Genomic DNA, 18,474 nt, shown 5'->3' with positions numbered 1-18,474 from the left:
GGCCCCGCTCACAGCCCGATGCGCGGCGGCGCGTTCGTGATGTCCAGGAAGACCTGGTCCGCCTGCGGCCACCGCTGCGACATCGCGCGGCGGATGCGCATCGAGACCTCCTCCACCTGCTCGCTGTCGATACCGGGGGCCAGGTCGATGCGGGCCGCCACCAGGACGGAGTGCATGCCCATGCGCATGGTGAGGAGTTCGGCCACGTTGTCGATCTCCCGCTGGCGCATCAGGAAGCCCACGAGTTCGAGCTGGAGCTCCGGGTCGGCGGACTCACCGATCAGCTGGTCCCGGGCGTTCCGGCCGAGCCGGAAGGCGACGTAGACCAGGAGCAGCCCGATGCCCAGCGAGGCGGCCGCCTCCCAGACCACGCTGCCGGTGGCCAGGTGCAGCGACATGCCGGCGATGGCCAGGCTGACGCCGAGCACCGCCGTGCTGTCCTCCGCGATGACCGTGCGCAGGGCCGGGTCGATGGCCGCGCCCTTCTTGCCGCGCGCCTGGTGCAGCGCCCGGGCCAGCGAGGTGCTCTCGGCGACGAGGGCGACGCCGAGCACGATCAGCCCGGCGGTGTAGCCGGTGGGGGACTCGTCGTCGTCGCGCCGCAGCGCGTGGAGCCCCTGGTAGAACGAGAAGCAGCCGCCCATCACGAAGATGCCGACCGCCGCGAGGAGCGCCCAGAAGTAGCGCTCCTTGCCGTAGCCGAACGGGTGACGGGCGTCGGCGGGGCGGCGGCTGCGCCGGAGGGCGGCGAGCAGGAAGATCTCGTTGAGGCTGTCGGCGACCGAGTGGGCCGCCTCGGACAGCAGCGCGGGCGAGCCCGAGATGAGCCCGCCCACGGTCTTGGCTGCCGCGATCACCAGATTGGCCGCGAGGGCGACCAGAACGGTGAGGCGGGTCTGTCGGTCGGCGGCCGACCGGCTCATCACTACCTCCGGTGACGAGGGGGCCGGCGGATCCGTCCCCCGTAGGGGAACGGATCAGCTGCGGGGAGGATCCGTATCGGTGCGCGGATCGTCCTGGTGGGGCGGGAGCGGCGCGTTGCCGTGGTCGTCCAGCTGGTGGGGGTTGAGGGCGCTGCCGTCCTCGGGGAAGCGGTCGCTGGCGTGCGGGTCGTGCGCGTCGATGTGCGTGCGCCCCGCCGGCTTCGCGGGCTGCTCGTGGGGGAGCGGCGGCGGCAGCTCGGCGTCCCTCTTCCGCTTGCCGAGCAGGAAACCGCCGATCAGCAGACCCACCACGGCGAGCGCGGCGATGGGGAAGAGGACGGCCGCCAGCGCGCCCGTCCCGTCGGCGAGTGGGGCGGCCAGTGACTGCGTGGCTCCGTTCGATACGTCCATGGTTGCCGCATACCCCAGGGGAAGGCTGTCAGTCGGCCAGTCACATCAATTCATGTTTTATGAGTATGTCACGGGAAAAGCGTTTCGCATGGTGCGAATCGGCTACACGATGATGACCGAACAGACCGGACCGCGAGAGCTCGTACGGGATGTGGTGGCCGCCGAGAGGGCGGGCTTCGACTTCTCCGTCACCTCCGACCACTACTTCCCCTGGCTCCAGGAGCAGGGTCACGCCCCGTACGCCTGGGCCGTGCTCGGTGCGGCGGCGCAGGCCACCGAGCGCATCGGGCTGATGACGTACGTGACCTGTCCGACCACCCGCTACCACCCGGCCGTCGTCGCCCAGAAGGCCGCGACGCTGCAGATCCTCGCCGAGGGCCGGTTCCGGCTCGGCCTCGGCTCCGGCGAGAACCTCAACGAACACGTCGTCGGGGGCGGCTGGCCCGCGGCCCACGTACGGCTGGAGATGCTCGAAGAGGCCGTGGAGATCATCGGCGCCCTCTTCGACGGCGGGAACGTCAACCACCACGGCACCCACTTCGACGTGGAGAACGCCCGGCTGTGGGACCTGCCCGAGACCCGGGTGCCGATCGGCGTCGCGGTCTCCGGACCGGCCTCCTGCGCGCTCGCCGGCCGCGGCGCCGACCTGGTGATCGCGACCGAGGCCAAGAGCGAGCTGCTGGACGACTTCGACCGGCACGGAGGCGCCGGAAAGCCCCGGGTCGGCCAGCTGCCCGTCTGCTACGACCCCGACCGCGACGCCGCCGTCGCCCGCGCCCACGAGCAGTTCCGCTGGTCGGTCGGCGGCTGGAAGGTCAACTCCGAACTCCCCGGACCGGCGAGCTTCGCCCAGGCGACCGAACTCGTCCGCGAGGAGGACATCGCGTCGGCCATCCCGTGCGGACAGGACGTCGACACGTTCGTCGACGCGGTGCGCGCCTACAGCGACGCGGGATTCACCGAGATCGCACTCGTCCAGATCGGCGGGGAACACCAGCAGTCCTTCATCTCGTGGGCGGAGAAGTCCCTCCTGCCCGCTCTGCGCGAGCTGTAGCCCTCTTCGGCCCTCCCGTGTCGCCGTCGGCCCGGCGCGGGGTGAGCCTGGAGTTGACCAGGAGGCCGGCACCCCACGGAAGGAACCTTCGTGAACAGCACCCCGGAACGAAACGGCGACGCGACCACGGCCGGCCACGGCGAGGAGGTCCTGGTGTCGCTGAGCCGATGCGACCTCGCGGACGCGCGGAGCGTGTTCGGCGTGCTCGGCAGCGCCTTCGACTCCGACCGCGACGCGGACGACGAGCCCGAGGCCACGAGCGGCCCCCGTCCGACCGTCTGGGTCACCACGGTCGACGTCTCCGAGCCGAAGGCCGCCGCCGAGCCCGTCACGCTCTCCGCGCCGGTCACGGTGGACGCCCAGGGCGGCTACTGGGCCGTCGACCGGCTGCGTACCCACCTCACCGGCGCGTTCGCCGTACGCGTCGTCGGTACGGCGGCCGGGGACCAGGAGCAGGAGGTACGGCTGCGCCTGGAGAACCGCTGACGCGCCCTCGCCGCCCCGACAGCAGCCCGAAGTGAAAGGTGTTCACGCATGGATTCCCTCGCCCTGGAGACGGTCACCGCACCGGAACCGGTCACCGTCGAACGGTCCACCGTGACCCTCCACATCAACGGGGAGGAGACCGAGGTGACCCTCGACCACCGCACCACGGTCCTGGACCTGCTACGCGAACAGCTCGGCCTGACCGGTGCCAAGAAGGGCTGCGACCACGGCCAGTGCGGCGCCTGCACGGTCCTCGTGGACGGCCGCCGCGCCAACAGCTGCCTGCTGCTCGCCGTCGCCCAGGACGGCTCCGCGATCACCACGGTGGAGGGCCTCGCCGACGGCGACACCCTGCACCCTCTGCAACAGGCGTTCGTCGAGCGCGACGCCCTGCAGTGCGGCTACTGCACCCCCGGGCAGATCTGTTCGGCCGTCGGCATGCTCCAGGAGGCCGCCGACGGCCACCCGTCCCACGCCACCCCGCCCGACGCCCTGACCGCCGGCCCCGCCCCTCTCGACACGGACGAGATCCGCGAGCGGATGAGCGGCAACCTGTGCCGGTGCGGGGCCTACCCCCGGATCGTCGAAGCCATCGAGGACGTGACCCCGTGAAACCGTTCGGCTACCAGCGACCCACCACCACCGCCGAAGCCGTACGGCTCTGCGCGGAAGGATCAGGAGCCCGCTTCCTGGGCGGCGGCACCAACCTCGTCGACCTCATGAAACTCGGCGTCGAGGAACCCGGCCTCCTCATCGACGTCACCAAGCTCCCGCTGGACCGGGTGGCCCCGACCCCGGACGGCGGCCTGCGCATCGGCGCCACCGTCCGCAACAGCGACCTCGCCGCGCATCCCGACGTACGCCGTACCTATCCGGCGCTCTCGCAGGCGCTGCTCGCCGGAGCCTCCGGACAGCTCCGCAACACAGCCACCACCGGCGGCAACCTCCTCCAGCGCACCCGCTGCACCTACTTCCAGGACGTCTCCAAGCCCTGCAACAAACGGCTCCCCGGCTCCGGCTGCCCCGCCCGCGAAGGCCACCACCGTGACCTCGCGATCCTCGGCCACTCGCAGGAGTGCGTGGCCACCAACCCCTCCGACATGGCCGTGGCCCTCGCCGCGCTCGACGCGACCGTGCTGCTGCTCGGACCCGAGGGCGAACGGGCCGTCCCGGTCACCGAGTTCCACCGGCTGCCCGGCGAGAACCCCGACCAGGACACCGTGATCAGGCCCGGCGAGCTGATCACCGAGGTGGTGCTCCCGCCGCCGGCCCCCGGCACGGTCTCCCGCTACCGCAAGGCCCGCGACCGCGCGTCGTACGCCTTCGCCCTGGTCTCCGTCGCCGCCACCCTCCAGGTCGACAACGGCCGCGTCGAGCGGGCCACGCTCGCGTTCGGCGGCGTCGCCCACCGCCCGTGGCGCGCCCGCCGCGCCGAGGCCGAACTGCTCGGCGCCCCCGCCACGCCCGCCGCCTTCCAGCACGCCCTGATCGCCGAACTCGCCGAGGCCCAGCCCCTGCGCGACAACGCCTTCAAGGTGGACCTCGTCCGCCGCGTCGCCCTCGACGTCCTCGGCGAGCTCACCGGGCCGCAGAGCCCCGAGGCCGACCCGACCACCTGACCCCCCACCGACCGGAGGCCCCGCCGCCATGTCCCACGCCCCGCAGCTCACTGGTGCGCCCGTCGTCCGCAGGGAGGCCCGGGACAAGGTCACCGGCGCCGCCCGGTACGCGGCCGAGCACACCCCGCCCGGATGTCTGTACGCCTGGCCGGTCCCGGCCACCATTGCCGCCGGCAGGGTCACCGCCGTACGCGCCGTCGACGCGCTCGCCGTCCCCGGCGTGCACACCGTCCTCACCCACGACAACGCGCCCCGGCTCGCCGAACCCGACGACCCGATCCTCGCCGTCCTCCAGAGCGACCGGGTACCGCACCACGGCTGGCCCATCGCCCTCGTCGTCGCCGACTCCCCGGAAGCGGCCCGGACGGGCGCCGGGCGGCTGCTCGTCGAGTACGAGTCCACCGAGCACGACGTGACGCTCACCGAGGACCACCCGGGCCTCTACACACCCGAGGAGGCCAACGGCGGCTTCCCGGCCGTCCGCAGGCGCGGCGACTTCGAGCGGTCCTTCGCCGCCGCCCCCGTCCAGGTGGACGCCACCTACCACCTGACCTCGCTCCACAACCACCCGATGGAGCCGCACGCCGCCACCGCGTGGTGGACGGACGGACACCTCACCGTCCACGACTCCAGCCAGGGCTCCGACGCCGTACGCAAGAGCCTCGCCCAGGCCTTCGACCTCGGCTCCGAGCACATCACCGTCGTCTCCGAGCACGTCGGCGGCGGCTTCGGCTCCAAGGGCACGACCCGGCCGCAGCCGGTCCTGGCCGCCATGGCCGCCCGCCACACCGGCCACCCGGTGAAGATGGTCTTCCCGCGCGCCCAGCTCGCGGAGGTCGTCGGCCACCGCGCCCCGACGATCCAGCGGGTGCGCCTCGGCGCCGACCTCGACGGCGCCCTCCAGGCCCTCTCGCAGGAGGTCGTCACCCACACCTCCACCCTCAAGGAGTTCGTCGAGCAGGCCGCCGTACCCGCCCGCACGATGTACGGATCGCCGGACAGCACGACCACCCACCAGGTGACCGCCCTCGACGTCCCCAGCCCCTCCTGGATGCGCGCACCCGGCGAGGCCTCCGGGATGTACGCGCTGGAGTCGGCCATGGACGAACTGGCCTCCGCGCTCGGTATGGACCCGGTCGAACTGCGGCTGCGCAACGACCCGGCCACCGAACCGGACAGCGACCGCCCCTTCAGCAGCCGGGGCCTGGCCGCCTGCCTGCGCGAGGGCGCCCAGCGGTTCGGCTGGCAGGGCCGCGACCCCCGCCCCGCCGCCCGCCAGGAGGGCCGCTGGCTCCTCGGTACGGGCGTGGCCTCCGCGACGTACCCCGTCCTCGTCTCCCGGTCCTCCGCACGCGCCCACGCGGCGGCCGACGCCACCTTCCGGATCGAGGTCAACGCCACCGACATCGGCACCGGCGCCCGGACCGTCCTCGCCCAGATCGCCGCCTCGGCGCTCTCCGTGGACGTGGCGGCCGTCGACGTGGCCATCGGCTCCACCGACCTGCCCACCGCGCCGCTGGCCGGCGGCTCCTCCGGCACCGCCTCCTGGGGCTGGGCCGTGCACAAGGCGGCCACCGCGCTCGCCGCCCGCCTCGCCGAGCACCGGGGCCCGCTGCCGGCCGAGGGGTTCACCACCACCGGCGACACCGAGGAGGAGACCGCCGCCGACTCCCCGTACGCCCGGCACGCCTTCGGCGCCCACTTCGCCGAGACGGCCGTCGACTCCGTCACCGGCGAGGTCCGGGTCCGCCGGCTCCTCGGCGTCTACGCCGCCGGGAAGATCCTCAACGCCCGCACCGCCCGCTCCCAGTTCACCGGCGGCATGGTCATGGGGATCGGCATGGCGCTCACCGAGGGCTCCGCCATCGACCCGGTCTTCGGCGACTTCACGGCCAAGGACCTCGCCGCCTACCACGTGCCCGTCCACGCCGACGCCCTGGACATCCAGGCGCACTGGATCGACGAGGACGACCGCCACCTCAACCCCATGGGCTCCAAGGGCATCGGCGAGATCGGCATCGTCGGCACGGCGGCCGCCATCGGCAACGCGGTCCGCCACGCCACCGGCGCCCGGATCCGCGAACTGCCGCTCACCCCGGACCGACTGCTGCCGTACCTCGTCTGACCGCTCCGATGCCGGCCGGACGGTCCTCACCAGCGCCGATAGCTCATCTGTTGCGCGGACGGCGCATCCGAGTCACCCTGTTGAGTGACCCAGAAGTGATTGGTGCTCACGCTTCGTGTTCGGGGGTCGTTGGTACGACGGGGTGAAGCATGTGGGCCTCGTGGTGAGGAGCCTCGACGATGACCGTTCCACTCGACCGGCACTATTCGGTCGAACTGCAGGTGTCGGCAGAGCGCGTTTCCCAGGTGCGGCGCATCGTCGCCGCGCACCTTCGTCACTGGAGTCTCGAACTCCAGGTCCGGCCGGTGTGCCGGGCCATGGACGAACTCCTGACCAATGTCCACCGGCATGTCGGCGACACCAACCAGTGTGTCGTCGAACTCCGCTGGACCGGACGGCACGTCACCGTCTCCGTCGCCGACAACAGCGCGCGGATGCCGCGGCTGCTGCCGGCCGGCGGTGGGCTGAGCCGGGTGATGGCGCTCAGCGACAGCTGGGGCACCTGCCGGACCACGGACGGCAAGGTGGTCTGGTTCACCCGCTACGCCCAGGCGCAGCAGACCGCGGGACTGCTCCCGTACCCGCCGCTGCCGGGCGTCCGCGAATCCCGCCGCACCCCGCTGGCGGCGCTCGTATAGGTCCCCGACAGCTCGCCCACCCGGCCGACGCGGAACGTGCCCCACCCGGCACGCATGATCCGCGTCGGCCGGGTACGTGCGGGAGGAGGGGCCGCGTTGCGTCCGACGACGGGGCGCGGCACCGTCGAAGTACCGATGCAAGGAGGCCACTGCCATGCCCATCGCGACGGTCAACCCCGCGAACGGCGAACTGATCAGGTCCTACGACGCCTTGGGCGAGGAGGAGACCGAGCGCAGGATCGCCGCCGCCCACACCACCTTCCAGCAGTACCGCACCACCTCCTTCGAGCAGCGCGCCGCCTGGCTGAACCGGGCCGCCGACCTGCTGGACGAGGACCGCGACACCATCGCCCGTACGATGACGCTCGAAATGGGCAAGCCGGTCACGGCGGCCCGCGCCGAGGCGGCCAAGTGCGCCAAGGCGATGCGCTGGTACGCGGCCAACGCCGAGCGCCTGCTCGCCGACGAGCACCCGGACCCCGACGACGTGACGGACTCCGGTGCCTCCCGGGCCCTGGTCCGCTACCGGCCGCTCGGTGTCGTCCTCGCCGTGATGCCGTGGAACTTCCCGCTCTGGCAGGTGGTCCGCTTCGCCGCCCCCGCCTTGATGGCGGGCAACACCGGCCTCCTGAAGCACGCGTCGAACGTGCCGCAGACCGCGCTCTACCTGGAGGACCTCTTCCACCGCGCCGGATTCCCGGCCGGCTGTTTCCGTACGCTGCTGATCGGCTCGGGCGCCGTCGACGCCGTCCTGCGCGACCCCCGGGTCGCCGCGGCCACCCTCACCGGCAGCGAACCGGCCGGCCGGGCCGTCGCCGCCACCGCCGGTGACGAGATCAAGAAGACGGTGCTGGAGTTGGGCGGCAGCGACCCGTACGTCGTGCTGCCCTCGGCCGACGTCGAGAAGGCCGCGGCCACGGCGGTCACCGCGCGCGTCCAGAACAACGGCCAGTCCTGTATCGCGGCCAAGCGGTTCATCGTCCACGCCGAGGTGTACGACACGTTCGCCGAGCACTTCACCGCCGGGATGCGGGCCCTCACCGTCGGCGACCCGCTGGAGGAGGACACCGACATCGGGCCGCTCTCCAGCGAACAGGGCCGCACCGACCTGGAGGAGCTGGTCGACGACGCCGTCGAGCGCGGCGCCACCGTCCTGTGCGGCGGCGGCCGGCCCGACAAGCTGGACGGCGGCCTGGAGAACGGCTGGTTCTACCAGCCGACCGTGCTCGCCGGGATCACCCCCGCCATGCGCATCCACCGCGAGGAGACCTTCGGCCCGGTCGCCACCCTCTACCGGGTCGCCGACCTCGACGAGGCGGTCCACCTGGCCAACGACACGCCGTTCGGGCTGAGTTCCAACGTCTGGACGCGGGACGCGGGGGAGCAGGAGCGGTGCGCCCGCGACCTGGAGGCGGGCGGGGTCTTCTTCAACGGGATGACCGCCTCGCACCCGGCGCTGCCCTTCGGCGGGATCAAGCGCTCCGGTTACGGGCGCGAGCTGGCCGGGCACGGCATCCGCGAGTTCTGCAACGCGACCACGCTCTGGTACGGCCCCGAGAAGTCCTGACGCAGCCCTCCCTGTTCCTTCCACCCCACGAGGAGACCCGCTCCGTGAGCGACATCCACGATGCGAGCGACACCCGCGATGCGAGCGACACCCCGACCCCGTCCGCGCTCTCCGACGAGGAACTCGCCGCGCTCGACGCGCATTGGCGCGCGGCCAACTACCTCGCCGTCGGCCAGATCTACCTGATGGCCAACCCGCTGCTCACCCGGCCGCTCACTCCTGAGGACATCAAACCTCGGCTGCTCGGCCACTGGGGCACCTCACCGGGGCTCAACCTCGTCCACACCCACCTCAACCGGGTCGTCAAGGACCGGTCCCTCGACGCGCTCTGCGTCTGGGGACCCGGCCACGGCGGCCCGGCCGTCCTCGCCAACGCCTGGCTGGAGGGCAGCTACTCCGAGACCTATCCCGACGTGCCCCGCACCACCGAGGGCATGGGCGCGCTCTTCAAGCAGTTCTCGTTCCCCGGCGGCGTGCCGAGCCATGTCGCACCGGAGACGCCCGGCTCCATCCACGAGGGCGGCGAACTCGGCTACGCGCTCACTCACGCCTACGGCGCCGCCTTCGACCACCCCGGCCTGCTGGTCACCTGCGTGATCGGTGACGGCGAGGCGGAGACCGGACCGCTCGCCGCCTCCTGGCACGCGAACAAGTTCCTGGACCCGGTCCACGACGGTGCGGTCCTGCCGGTCCTCCACCTCAACGGCTACAAGATCGCCAACCCGACGCTCCTGGCCCGGCTCCCGGAGGACGAACTCGACCAGCTCCTGCGCGGCTACGGCCACGACCCGCTGTACGTCACCGGCGACGACCCGGCCGCCGTCCACCGGGCCATGGCCGCCGCGATGGACACCGCCGTGGAGCGGATCGACGCCTTCCAGCGCGCCGCCCGCGAGCACGGAGCCACCGAGCGCCCCCACTGGCCCGTGATCGTGCTGCGCACCCCCAAGGGCTGGACCGGCCCGAAGGAGGTCGACGGGCTGCCCGTCGAGAACACCTGGCGCTCCCACCAGGTCCCGCTCTCCGGCGTCCGCGACAACCCGGAGCACCTGCGGCAGCTGGAGGCCTGGCTGCGCTCCTACCGGCCCGAGGAGCTCTTCGACGCCGAAGGCCGCCCCACCGAACAGGTCCTCGCCTGCGTCCCCGAAGGCACGGCCCGCCTCGGCTCGACCCCGTACGCCAACGGCGGTCTGCTCCTGCGCGCGCTGCTCCTGCCCGCCCTGGAGGACCACGCCGTACGCGTCGACAAGCCGGGCTCCGCCTCCCACTCGCCCACCCAGGTGCTCGGCGGGCTCCTGGAGGCGGTGATGGCGGCGACGGCCGAGCGCCGGGACTTCCGGGTGGTCGGCCCGGACGAGACCGCCTCCAATCGGCTCCAGGACCTCTACCACGCGACCGGCAAGGCCTGGCAGGCGCGGACCCTGCCCACCGACGAACACCTCGCCCGCGACGGCCGGGTGATGGAGGTGCTCTCCGAACACCTCTGCCAGGGCTGGCTGGAGGGCTACCTCCTCACCGGGCGGCACGGGCTCTTCTCCAGCTACGAGGCGTTCGCCCACATCGTCGACTCGATGGTCAACCAGCACATCAAGTGGCTGCGCACCTCACGCCGGCTGCCCTGGCGGCGCCCGATCGCCTCCCTCAACTACCTGCTCACCTCGCACGTCTGGCGCCAGGACCACAACGGCTTCTCGCACCAGGACCCCGGATTCGTCGACCACATCCTGAACAAGAGCCCCGAGGTCGTCCGCGTCTACCTGCCGCCGGACGCCAACACCCTGCTCTCCGTGGCCGACCACGCGCTCCGCAGCCGGGACTACGTCAACGTGATCGTGGCCGGCAAGCAGCCGACCTTCGACTGGCTCACGATGGAGGAGGCCCGCGCCCACTGCGCCCGTGGCGCCGGTGCGTGGGAGTGGGCCGGGACCGAGGACGGCACCCGCGAGCCGGACGTGGTGCTCGGCTGCGCCGGGGACGTGCCGACCCAGGAGGTGCTGGCCGCCGCCGGTCTGCTCCGCCGCCATCTGCCGGAGCTGGCCGTCCGCGTGGTCAACGTCGTCGACATCGCCCGCATGATGCCGCACGAGGAGCACCCGCACGGGATGACGGACGCCGAGTACGACGCGCTGTTCACCCGCGACAAGCCGGTCATCTTCGCGTACCACGGCTATCCGTGGCTGATCCACCGGCTCGCCTACCGCCGTACCGGCCACGCCCACCTGCATGTGCGCGGCTACAAGGAGGAGGGCACCACGACCACGCCCTTCGACATGGTGGTCCGCAACGACCTGGACCGCTACCGGCTGGTCATGGACGTCATCGACCGGGTGCCGGGGCTCGGCGTCCGCGCGGTCGCCGTACGCCAGGCGATGGCCGACGCGCGCACCCGCCACCACGCCTGGATCCGCGAGCACGGCGTCGACCTGCCCGAGGTCGCGGATTGGAGCTGGAGCGGCTGAGGCGTTTCGGGCGATCATGGTCGGTGCCCGCCCGCCCCGCCCGCCGGAGAGAGCCCTTCATGAAGCTGCGTTGCGCCGTGATCGAGGACTTCCAGTCCGCCGCCACCACCGTCGCCGACTGGTCGCCCGTCACGGCGGAGGTGGAGGTCGTCACGTTCACCGAGCACCTGGGCTCGACGGAGGAAGTGGCCGCCGCACTCGCGGAGTTCGACATCGTCGTCACCCTGCGCGAACGCGTCCCGTTCCCGGCCGAGGTGTTCGCGCGGCTGCCCCGGCTCCGGCTGCTGATCGCCTCCGGCATGCGCAACTCGGTGATCGACTTCGCCGCCGCCGAGCTCCACGGCGTCACCGTCTGCGGAACCGCCAGCTCCTCCACCCCGCCCGTCGAGCTCACCTGGGCCCTGCTCCTCGGCCTCGCCCGCTCCATCGTCCCCGAGGTGAATGGCCTGCGTACGGACGGGCCTTGGCAGTCCACCGTCGGTGCCGACCTGCACGGCCGGACGCTCGGACTGCTGGGCCTGGGCAAGATCGGCAGCCGGGTCGCACAGGTGGGCCGGGCCTTCGGCATGGAGGTGGTCGCCTGGAGCCAGAACCTCACGGAGGAACGTACGCGCGAGGTCGGCACCGCCCTCGCCGGGTCCAGGGAAGAGCTGCTGGAGAGCGCCGACTTCGTCTCCGTACACCTGGCCCTGAGCGAGCGCACCCGGGGCCTGATCGGCGCCGCAGAGCTCGCCCGGATGCGCCCCACCGCCTACCTGGTGAACACCTCGCGGGCCGCCGTCGTCGACCAGGACGCCCTGCTCGCGGCCCTGCGCGCCGGGACCATCGCGGGCGCCGGGATCGACGTGTTCGACACCGAGCCCCTCCCGGCCGGCCACCCGATGCGCACCGCCCCGCGCCTGCTCGCCACCCCGCACCTCGGATATGTCTCGCGCGCCAACTACGCGACGTACTACGGCCAGGCGGTCGAGAACATCCGGGCGTTCCTCGATGGTGAGCCGGTGCGGCGGATCGGCTGAGGGCGCCTCGGCGGGGGTGTGCCGGGGCGCCCTCGTACAGCTCCGCTCGAAGGACTCAGAACCGCAGCGCCGCCGCGATCCGGCCGTGCTCGGCCAGCGAGTCGTCCGCGACGAACACCACGTCGGCCCCGCCGTCCAGCGCGGCTTCGATCAGCTCGTCCACGATGTCCTCGCGGACCTCCGGATCCTCCGTCGGCGTGGTCCCTTCGGCGACCGGCTCCAGGTGCTCGTCGGTCACCCGCACCGTGGTCTGGAAATGCTCCTCCACCGCGATCAGGCCCACCCGGCCCTCCCGGACCGCGGCCCACACCTCGTCCAGCCCGCCGGCGAACGTGTGGGCGCTGCGCGCGTTGTCCAGGCGCCGCTCGACGTCGGCCGTGGCCTGCCGGGCGCCTTCCTCCAGCGCGGGCCGCAGCTCCTTGAGAACCTCGGCCGGCGGCAGGTCGGCCGGCGCACCCTTGGCGACGCGTCCGACGGCCGCCTTCGCGCTCTCGCCGACGTCGTCCAGGAGCGAGAGGGCGGGCGGCAGGCCCATCACGTACAGCGGGCGCGGGTCGGCGGCCAGCAGGGCCCGCAGCTTCTCGTCGACGGTACGGAAGAAGTTCCGCGTGTCCTCGTCGGTGAACGTGCTCGGGGTGTCGCCGATCCGCTCCTCCCGCTGCGGGTTGGGCGGCTCCTTCGGCGCGGTCAGCGGGAAGCCGCCGGTCTCCCGCACATCGATGGAGCCGTCCGTGCCGTGCCACAGGGTGGCGTGGTCGGCGGCGACGGTGAGCGCCCAGTACGGACGGGCCTGGGCCTTCGCGGCGACGAGGTTGCGGGTGAGGTAGGTGTCGCTGAGCACCACCCGTTCAGGCGCGGTGCGCGGCAGCTGCCAGATCCGGTGCTCGTCGGCCGTGGCCAGCACGACCAGCGAGTCCAGCGCCCGGCGCGGGTCCACCTCGTCCACCGCCCGGTCCAGCTCGGCCCTGATCGCGGCGGCCGTCTCCCGGCTCACCTGCGGATCGGCGTCCAGACGGTGGACCGCCTCCGCCACCAGGTTGCGCAGCCGCACGGGGTCCTGGGCGTTGTCCGGGGCCGTGCGGTGGGTCGGCATCGTCAGGGACAGGGCCGGATAGGGCCGGGTCGCCCGCAGCTCCCGCAACAGGCCGGCGGTCAGGGCGTCCGTGTCCATCGTTCCCTCCCGGGGATCGAACCCGCTCCCGTATGAAGCGGATGCTTCGACGAGTCAATTCATACCGTTTGATCCTAGTATGAGCGAGTTGGTGATCATCGGCTGCGGAGAGGCGCGCGCGATGTCCACGCTCGCGGCCTCCTCCTTCCCGCTCGTCTTCTCCTCATCCCCGATTGGACGGACCGTCCGTGAAAGCGAACCCCTCGCCGCGCCGCCGGGCCCGGCTCCTGGTCCCCACCGTGACCGAGGGGCGGCGCGGATGAGTGCCGCCGACGCGGTGACCGACTCGCTCAAGAGGATGCGCGCCGAATTCGGCGACCTGCCCGGCGGCCGGCCCGCCGACTACATCCCGCAACTGGGCCTGGCCGACCCCGACGCCTTCGGTCTGGCCCTGGTCAGCATGGACGGCCACCGCTACAGCGCGGGCGAGGCCGAGACCCCCTTCACCCTCCAGTCGGTCTCCAAACCGTTCATCTACGCCCTCGCGCTCTCCCTCCTCGGCCTCGACGAGGTGAGCCGGTGGGTGGGCGCCGAGCCGAGCGGCGACGCGTTCAACGCGATCAGCCTCGAACCCGGCACCGGCCGCCCGGCCAACGCGATGGTCAACGCCGGAGCCATCGTCACCACCGCGCTGATCCCCGACGGTCCCGGCGAACCCGCCTTCGAACGCATCCTGCGCTGCCTCGGCCGCTTCGCCGGGCGCGAACTGGACGTGGACGAGGAGGTGTTCACCTCCGAGTCGACGACCGGCGACCGCAACCGCGCGCTCGCCTATCTGATCCGCGCCACCGGCACCATGCCCGTGGACCCGGTGGCCGCGGTGGACCGGTACTTCCGGCAGTGCGCGGTACGCGTCACCGCGCTCGACCTCGCGACGATGGCCGCGACCCTCGCGTACGGCGGAGTCAACCCGGTCACCCGCGAGCAGGTCGTCTCGGCGGAGGTGGCGGCCCGGGTGCTCGCCGTGATGGCGACCTGCGGCATGTACGACGGCTCGGGGGAGTGGCTGCTGCGGATCGGGCTGCCCGCCAAGAGCGGCGTCTCCGGCGGCCTCATCGCGGTCGGCCCGGCCCGCTTCGGCCTCGCCACCTACAGCCCGCCGCTGGACACCGCCGGCAACTCGGTACGCGGCCAGGCGGCGCTCAGGGCGCTCTCGGAGCGGTACGGACTCCACCTGATGCTCAACCCGGCGCTGCCCGGCTCCACGGTCAGCCTCGTCACCACCGCCGACGACCTGCCGTCCGCGCCCTCGGCGGAGCACGAGCGGGTCCTGCACGAGAAGGTCGGCGTGGTCGTCGCGCAGGGGGCCATCGACTTCACGGCGGCCGAGCGGGTGCTGTACGCGCTGGACGAGACGGCGGCCGACGGCAACGGGTCGGTCGTGCTGGACCTGCACGACGTCACCGCCGTCGACTCGGTGGCCCTGGGGATGCTGCACATCGGTCTCGGCCGGCTCTCCGCCGACGGCCGGCGCGCCGCGGTCGTCGACCCGCGCGATCTGCTGGGCCCACCGGACGTCGTACGGGAGGACATCGGCCAGGACCTGCCGCGCTATGCCACCCGCGAGGCGGCGGTGGAGGGCAGCGCGAAGGTCCTGGCCGGGGAGGAGTGACCCGGAACCGGGCCTACCAGATGGCGTCGAGCCACTCCGGGTGGTCGATGAACGGGTTCCGGTTGTGCTGGAACTGCTCGAATATGACGTCGTTACGGCGCTTCTCGAAGGCGTCCGGCGGGTCCTCCTGGCTCCACTGCTTCAGCACGGAGAGCTTGCCCATCTTCGGCGCGGAGCCGTTGTTCACCTGGTCGTTGGGTTCGAGGTCGGCGAAGGAGTCGTTGCCCTCGTAGCGCACGGCCATGTACAGGATCATGCGGGCCACGTCGCCCTTGACCGCGTCGCGCGGTTCGAAGGAGTCGCCGTCGGTGTAGTTGCCGGGCGCCTCGCTCAGCTGGCTGCCGCCGTTGTCGAAGTCCTTGTTGCCGCGGGCGGAGTTGACCGAGACGTCCTCGGGCCGCAGATGGTGGATGTCGGTGCCCGGGCCCGTGGCCGTACCGAAGTCGCCGTGCGACTTGGCCCAGACGTGCTCACGGTTCCACTGGTCGGCGTTGCCGCCGTTGTCGTTCTTGGACTGGGAGCGCCCGGTGTAGAGGAGGACCACGTTGGAGGAGTTGGCCGGGTCCTCGTCGGTGGCCTTGAGCGCGTCCCACCCCTGGCTGTAGGAGAGCTTGGTCTGATCGCTGATGATCGTGTGCAGAGCCGCCTTGAGCTCGGTGCCGGTCTTGCCGAGGGCGTCCTGGTAGTACGTGTCGTCGAGCGCGGCGGCGAGGGTGGCGGGACGGTCGGGCGGGGTGTCGGCGGCGGGTGCGGCTGCCGCGGTGCCCGCGAGGACGGCGACGGCGGCCGCGGTGGCCAGGAGCGGACGCGCGTAGAACGGATGGAGACGGGACATGTGGGGTGTCCTCTCGAACGCGGTCACCGCGACGCCGGCCCTGGGTGGGGGCGCCGGTCGGGGCGGCCGGGCGGTGGGTGGTACGCGGGAGCCTTCCACACGCACCGTGGCCCGCGTGTGAACGCTGTGTACCTATCATGTGCAGGTCAAGAATGAGCTCGGCCCGGCCCCTGGGTGCGGTCGCTCCAGGGGTCGGGTAGGGCCGCTAGGGCCTGTCGCGCAGGGCCTGGACCGAGTCGAAGTCGGCCACGTTCTTGTCGAGCGGGTCGTCGGTGTACTGGTGGATCCGCCAGGACGCCTCGATCCAGGGCCTGGCGGCGGAGACGTAGTCGGCGATCCACAGCCCGTCGCCCGCGTAGCCGGTGGTGTCGTGGGTGCGCCAGAAGGCCCGGTTGCAGTAGAGGAGGACCCGGTGACCGGGCCGCTCGCGCTTCACCGCACGGATGAAGCGGTCCTTCTCGGCGCTGCTCGCACGCGTTCCGCCGCCGGTCTGCTCCCAGTCGACGGCGAGCAGATCGCCTTCCCTCTCCGGGGTCCCGCTCAGGAAGTACGCCACCTGGTCCGCCACGTCGCCCGGCCAGAGGAAGTGGTAGAAGCCGACGACGCACTCGGCGTCCCGGGCCTGTTGCACCTGGGCGTCGAGACGTGGATTGACATAGCTGCGGCCCTCGGTCGACTTGATGAAGACGAAGTCGAGGCCGTCCGTGTCGTAGGAGGGCTGGTAGGCGCTGACGTCGACGCCGTGGAGCATGGGCACCGCCTCAAGAGATGAGAACCGACATTCCGGTTTCTGCCCACGCCTCGTACGGCCCAATGACCGGTTCAGTCTCCCGGGTGGCCCACCGGCCCCGGCGCTCTCGGATGCGGCCGGGCCCGTGCGGCGCGAGAATTACCGCAAGGACGAGGAGGAGGCGGCATGAGCGAAGATCCCGAATCCGTATCCGTGGCCGTGCCCCAGGCGTCGGGCGTCACCCCCGACCGGCTCCTGCACACGGGTGCGAGCGAGCGGCCGAGCCCGGAGGACGTGGTGCTCGCCTCCGGGCGGGACCTGACGCCCGAGACCCTGGAGTGGGCGCGGCGCAAGCTGGCCGACGAGGGGCGCTCCGCGCTCGACAGACAGCTGCCCTGACCGGACCGGCCGCCCGCCCGGAGGCCGGGGGAGTGTGCTCGGCGCGCCGGGCGGCGGGGCGATACGACCGAGGGGCCGGGGGGCGTGTGGGGCGCCCCCGGCTCCTCGGTCAGCCCGTCCCGGTTCATCGGTCGGCCCGGCTTGGTTCCTCGGTCGGTCCGGCCTGGTTCCTCGGTCGGCCCGGCTTGGTTCCTCGGTCGGTCCGGCCTGGTTCCTCGGTTAGCCTGAGTGACATATGAACCGTTTGACGACCTCACAGGGCGCTTTCGAGCTTGCCCGCTTCCCCGAGCACCCGAGCGACCCCTTCCGGGCCTGGGATTCCGCCGACGAATACCTGCTCCGGCAGCTGACGGACTCCGAGACGGGTCCCGTCGACCTCTCGGGCACGGTCGCCGTCGTGGGGGACCGGTGGGGTGCCCTGGCCACCGCGCTGGCCGCCCACCGGCCCGTACAGATCAGCGACTCCTACCTGGCCCGGCGCGCCACGCTGGCCAACCTGGAGCGCAACGGTCTGGACCCGGACGCCGTGACGCTGCTGTCCTCGCGCGATACCCCGCCGGACCGGATCGACGTGCTGCTGGTCCGGGTGCCGAAGTCGCTGGCGTTCCTGGAGGACCAGCTGCACCGGATCGCCCCCGCGCTCCACGCCGGCACGGTGGTCATCGGCACCGGCATGGTCAAGGAGATCCACACCTCCACCCTCAAGCTCTTCGAGCGGATCGTCGGGCCGACCCGCACCTCGCTCGCCGTCCGCAAGGCGCGGCTCATCTTCGCCACGCCGGACCTTGAGCTGCCGCGTACGCCGAGCCCGTGGCCGTACCGCTACGAGCTGCCCGCCGACGTCGGCCCGGTCTCCGGCCGTACCGCCGTCAACCACGCCGGGATCTTCTGCGCCGAGCGCCTGGACGTCGGCACCCGCTTCTTCCTGAAGCACCTGCCGACCCGCGGCGGATCGGTCAAGGTCGCGGACCTGGGCTGCGGCAACGGTGTCCTCGGCCTCTCCGCGGCGCTCGCCGACCCCGACGCGCACGTCACGTTCGTCGACGAGTCGTACGGGGCCGTCGCCTCCGCCGAAGAGACGTTCCGCCTGGGTGCGCCGGACGGTGCGAAGGCGGACTTCCTGGTGGGCGACGGACTCGCGGACCTCGCGCCGGGCAGCCTGGACCTGGTGCTCAACAACCCGCCGTTCCACTCCCACATGGCGACCACCGACGCCACCGCCCGCACGATGTTCGTCAGCGCGCGCACCGCCCTGCGGCAGGGCGGCGAACTCTGGGTGGTCGGCAACCGGCACCTCTCGTACCACACGCACCTGCGCCGGATCTTCGGCAACTGCACGACCGTCGCGGGCGACCCGAAGTTCGTGGTCCTGCGAGCCGTCAAGCGCTGACGCGGAGCAGCGTTGTCACGGCCCTTCCAGATTCTT

Annotated in this window: 17 protein-coding genes; 12 read left to right on the top strand and 5 right to left on the bottom strand. The window is 72.2% G+C overall.

What is annotated here, in order from left to right:
• Positions 1-8: 8 nt before the first annotated feature.
• Positions 9-923: a cation diffusion facilitator family transporter gene (locus tag ACQP09_RS00730; protein ID WP_433395081.1), complete on the bottom strand. Its 915-nt coding sequence runs from the start codon at positions 921-923 to the stop codon at positions 9-11.
• A 54-nt stretch (positions 924-977) separates the two neighbouring features.
• Complete coding sequence (locus ACQP09_RS00725; protein WP_433395079.1) at positions 978-1,334, bottom strand: DUF6479 family protein; 357 nt, start codon at positions 1,332-1,334, stop codon at positions 978-980.
• Between the two features lie 88 nt (positions 1,335-1,422).
• On the opposite strand from ACQP09_RS00725, the gene ACQP09_RS00720 reads away from it, so the two are divergent.
• From ACQP09_RS00720 to ACQP09_RS00680, 9 genes are all read left to right on the top strand, one after another.
• Positions 1,423-2,388 (top strand): LLM class F420-dependent oxidoreductase, encoded by a 966-nt coding sequence (locus ACQP09_RS00720; protein ID WP_433395077.1) that lies wholly within the window; start codon positions 1,423-1,425, stop codon positions 2,386-2,388.
• Between the two features lie 90 nt (positions 2,389-2,478).
• Positions 2,479-2,874, top strand: coding sequence for a hypothetical protein (locus ACQP09_RS00715; RefSeq protein ID WP_433395076.1), 396 nt, complete (start codon positions 2,479-2,481; stop codon positions 2,872-2,874).
• 48 nt (positions 2,875-2,922) lie between these two features.
• Entirely contained in the window at positions 2,923-3,486 is a 564-nt protein-coding gene (locus ACQP09_RS00710; protein ID WP_432150222.1) for a (2Fe-2S)-binding protein, read from the top strand.
• A complete protein-coding gene (locus tag ACQP09_RS00705) occupies positions 3,483-4,493 on the top strand; it encodes an FAD binding domain-containing protein (RefSeq protein ID WP_433395074.1) in 1,011 nt (336 codons plus the stop codon). The genes ACQP09_RS00710 and ACQP09_RS00705 overlap by 4 nt, the downstream gene beginning before the upstream one ends.
• 28 nt (positions 4,494-4,521) lie before the next feature.
• A complete protein-coding gene (locus tag ACQP09_RS00700; protein ID WP_433395072.1) occupies positions 4,522-6,618 on the top strand; it encodes a xanthine dehydrogenase family protein molybdopterin-binding subunit in 2,097 nt (698 codons plus the stop codon).
• A gap of 179 nt (positions 6,619-6,797) precedes the next feature.
• On the top strand, positions 6,798-7,256 hold the full coding sequence (locus ACQP09_RS00695; protein ID WP_433395070.1) for an ATP-binding protein: 459 nt from the start codon (positions 6,798-6,800) through the stop codon (positions 7,254-7,256).
• Positions 7,257-7,410: 154 nt separating this feature from the next.
• Positions 7,411-8,823 (top strand): NADP-dependent succinic semialdehyde dehydrogenase, encoded by a 1,413-nt coding sequence (locus tag ACQP09_RS00690; protein WP_433395068.1) that lies wholly within the window; start codon positions 7,411-7,413, stop codon positions 8,821-8,823.
• A 53-nt stretch (positions 8,824-8,876) separates the two neighbouring features.
• The gene (locus ACQP09_RS00685; RefSeq protein ID WP_433406444.1) at positions 8,877-11,282 is read left to right on the top strand and encodes a phosphoketolase family protein; all 2,406 of its coding nucleotides are present in this window, start codon (positions 8,877-8,879) and stop codon (positions 11,280-11,282) included.
• A gap of 59 nt (positions 11,283-11,341) precedes the next feature.
• Positions 11,342-12,301 carry a D-2-hydroxyacid dehydrogenase family protein gene (locus ACQP09_RS00680; protein WP_433395066.1) on the top strand — a complete coding sequence of 320 codons (960 nt, stop codon included), beginning with the start codon at positions 11,342-11,344 and terminating at the stop codon, positions 12,299-12,301.
• 55 nt (positions 12,302-12,356) lie between these two features.
• On the opposite strand, the gene ACQP09_RS00675 is transcribed toward ACQP09_RS00680, so the two are convergent.
• A complete protein-coding gene (locus tag ACQP09_RS00675; protein ID WP_433395064.1) occupies positions 12,357-13,472 on the bottom strand; it encodes a chemotaxis protein in 1,116 nt (371 codons plus the stop codon).
• A gap of 259 nt (positions 13,473-13,731) precedes the next feature.
• Here ACQP09_RS00675 and glsA point away from each other — a divergent pair, with 259 nt between their 5' ends.
• Entirely contained in the window at positions 13,732-15,084 is a 1,353-nt protein-coding gene (gene glsA, locus ACQP09_RS00670; RefSeq protein ID WP_433395062.1) for a glutaminase A, read from the top strand.
• 13 nt (positions 15,085-15,097) lie between these two features.
• On the opposite strand, the gene ACQP09_RS00665 is transcribed toward glsA, so the two are convergent.
• Entirely contained in the window at positions 15,098-15,919 is an 822-nt protein-coding gene (locus tag ACQP09_RS00665; RefSeq protein ID WP_433395061.1) for an endonuclease I family protein, read from the bottom strand.
• Between the two features lie 205 nt (positions 15,920-16,124).
• The gene (locus tag ACQP09_RS00660) at positions 16,125-16,670 is read right to left on the bottom strand and encodes a GH25 family lysozyme (protein WP_433395059.1); all 546 of its coding nucleotides are present in this window, start codon (positions 16,668-16,670) and stop codon (positions 16,125-16,127) included.
• Between the two features lie 165 nt (positions 16,671-16,835).
• On the opposite strand from ACQP09_RS00660, the gene ACQP09_RS00655 reads away from it, so the two are divergent.
• Together ACQP09_RS00655 and ACQP09_RS00650 are read left to right on the top strand one after the other, a co-directional pair.
• Positions 16,836-17,048, top strand: coding sequence for a hypothetical protein (locus tag ACQP09_RS00655; RefSeq protein ID WP_433395058.1), 213 nt, complete (start codon positions 16,836-16,838; stop codon positions 17,046-17,048).
• A 235-nt stretch (positions 17,049-17,283) separates the two neighbouring features.
• Positions 17,284-18,438 carry a methyltransferase gene (locus ACQP09_RS00650; RefSeq protein ID WP_433395057.1) on the top strand — a complete coding sequence of 385 codons (1,155 nt, stop codon included), beginning with the start codon at positions 17,284-17,286 and terminating at the stop codon, positions 18,436-18,438.
• Positions 18,439-18,474 lie beyond the last annotated feature (36 nt).

Origin of the sequence: Streptomyces sp. CA-146814 (assembly GCF_050942385.1) — a bacterium.
Lineage (GTDB): Bacteria > Actinomycetota > Actinomycetes > Streptomycetales > Streptomycetaceae > Streptomyces.
The sequence above is the reverse complement of the archived record's forward strand: the minus strand, read 5'-3'. Positions and strand labels throughout refer to the sequence as shown.